Origin of the sequence: Streptomyces swartbergensis (genome assembly GCF_002148965.1) — a bacterium.
GTDB classification, from domain to species: domain Bacteria; phylum Actinomycetota; class Actinomycetes; order Streptomycetales; family Streptomycetaceae; genus Streptomyces; species Streptomyces swartbergensis.
Window position 1 is genome coordinate 1 of the sequence record NZ_NGFN01000605.1, and the last position, 2,492, is coordinate 2,492.

Sequence of the window (2,492 nt, forward strand, 5' to 3'; positions counted from 1 at the left end):
GGGGGAGGGGGAGACGGTCCGGCCGGGTGGCCCGGACGGCTCGGGGCTGCTGCCGCCGGTGCCCTCGCCCGGCGTGGCGGCGGTGGCCGGTGGCCGGGCCGGGGACTCCGCCGCGTCGCTGCCCGAGTCACTGCCGGGCAGCCCCTGGGTCGCGGCGAGCACGGCCACCGCGACGGTGACCACGGCCAGGGTGGTCCCGGCGACCATGGTCCGTCTGCTCCACGCCGGACCTCCCGGCCGCATCGCGGCGTACGCGCCGCGCAGCCGCGGCACGGGAACCGCCCCCATGGCCGCTTCCGGGTCCTCGCTGAGCGCGCGGGTCAGCGCCTCCCGGACCACCGGACGGGTCAGCCGTTCCCGCGCGTCCTTGCGGAGCAGCCCCTGCACGACCTGCGTCAGCGGCCCGGCGCGCACCGGCGTGCGCAGCGGCAGCCGGTCCACGCCCTTCAGGGTGTTCTCCGGCCGGCCCCGGTCCCGAAAGGGCGGGCGGCCCTCGACCGTCGTGTAGAGGATCGCGCCGAGCGCCCACAGATCGGCCGCGGGCCCGATGTGCTGGTCGCGGGCCTGTTCCGGGGAGGCGAACGCGGGTGCCGTGAGCCGGGGCGCCAGGGTCGCGCCGACCAGGCCGTAGCCGGTGACGACGACCGAATGGTCCTCGCGTACGAACACCTGGCCGGGGCTGAGCTCACCGTGCGTGACGCCCTCGGCGTGCGCGGCGTCCAGCACGTCGAGCAGCGCCAGGCCGATACGGGCGGCCCGCACGTAGTTGAACGTGCCCTGCTCCGAGAGGAGTTCGCCGAGCGGGGTGCCGTCGATCCACTCGGTGACCGTCCACAGGGTGCCCGCATCCTCGATGGCGTCGACGACCGTGGCGATCCGGCCGGGGCACAGCAGCGCCATGCGCTCGGACGTGCGCAGCAGGCGGCCGGCGGTCCGGCGTTCGGTCTCGTAGGCGTCGTCCGGGAGCCCGATCTGCGTGACGAGACACGGGCGGGAGACCTCGCCGGCACCGATGTCCTCGGCGTACCAGCAGATGCGGTTGGTCTCGCGCTGGATGATCTCGAGCAGCCGGTACCGGCCGGCCACCAACTGGTGTGTGGAGACGTGCGCCCTGCCCATGGCCATCCCTCGCTGGAAACCTGGCTCTCACCTTTTCCAGAAGTACGGGGCATGGACCGTGCTGCGTTCAACCGGATCGCAACTCCGCGTTCATTCTTGTCTTTTATTCAAGAGGGGGGATCAAGTGTGCGAGAGAAAACGGCCTTTCGCGGGCTCGGGAGCGGCTCACCTCGCTCACCCCGGGCCGCCGAGGGCGTCGCCGCGGGTGCGGAGAATTCGTCTCCGCGGCCCGCGGATTCCCCAATCCCCGGCTGGCCTGCTGGTAACCGACGGTAAATGCGAAGGTGTCAACCGGCTGAACTCGACACCCCTCCGATGAATTCACCGACGGATTCTCCGAGTGCGACCGGCTCAGACGTCGCGCCGCACCAGGAAGCCGAGCAGTGACCGCAGTTCACCGAGGGCCCTCGCCTCCAGCGGCACCCCGGCGAGCGCCGTCTCGACGGCGGCTAGGTGACGCCGGGCCTCCGCCATGGCCGCCGCACGGGCGCCCGCCCGCTCGATCAGCTCCGCCGCCGCACCGGGATCGTCGCCTGCCTCCAGGAGCGCGGCGAGCCGGTCGCGGCGCGCGGAGCCGAGCGCGACCAGCACCGGGAACGTCTTCTTCCGCTCCCGCAGATCACCGTGGACCGGCTTGCCGGTGACCTGCGGATCGCCCCAGATGCCCAGCACGTCGTCGACGATCTGGAAAGCGATCCCGAGGTGCCGGCCCACCCGGTCGAGCGCGGCGGCCGTCTCGGGGGCGGCACCGCCGAGCACGGCACCCAGCGCGGCCGCGCAGCCCAGCAGCGAGCCCGTCTTGTGCTCCGCCATCGCCCGGTACTCGTCCGGCCGGACCCGCTCCGGTCCCGTCCAGGGGCGCTCGGCGAACAGCAGATCGTCCGCCTGCCCGCGCACCAGGTCGCCCAGTGCGACGGACAGGGTCCGCACGGCCGCGGCGCCGCCCGGCTGCGCGGCGAGCGTCTCGACGGCCAGTGCGAACAGGGCGTCGCCCGCGAGGACCGCGGGGCCCGTGCCGTAGGCCTTCCACACGGCCGGGCGACGGCGCCGGTCCGCGTCGCCGTCCATGATGTCGTCGTGCAGCAGGGAGAAGGCGTGCACCAGCTCGACCGCGACGGCCGCGGCCACTCCGTCCCGCCCGGACGCACCGGCCGCCTCGGCGCCGAGCACCGCGAGCGCCTGCCGTACGCCCTTGCCGCCCGAGGCGACGGCCGGGGCACCGCCCACCTCACACCAGCCGAAGGAGTACGCGGCCATCTCACCGACCCAGGGGTGCAGTCGCCCGACGGCTTCCGCGAGGGCGGGGCGTACGAGGGCGCGGCAGCGGTGGAGGATTTGCTGTGGGGCGGCAAGGGGGGCGGGTGCGGCCAGGG

The 2,492-nt window shown here is 74.2% G+C and carries 2 protein-coding genes; both read right to left on the minus strand.

The genetic code is table 11. The features are described from left to right. The coding region (locus tag CA983_RS42695) for a serine/threonine-protein kinase (RefSeq protein ID WP_086605998.1) at window positions 1-1,119 on the minus strand (1,119 nt) is incomplete at its 3' end. Between the two features lie 351 nt (window positions 1,120-1,470). Next, the gene (locus CA983_RS42700) at window positions 1,471-2,490 is read right to left on the minus strand and encodes a polyprenyl synthetase family protein (RefSeq protein WP_086605997.1); all 1,020 of its coding nucleotides are present in this window, start codon (window positions 2,488-2,490) and stop codon (window positions 1,471-1,473) included. Between the last annotated feature and the right edge of the window lie 2 nt (window positions 2,491-2,492).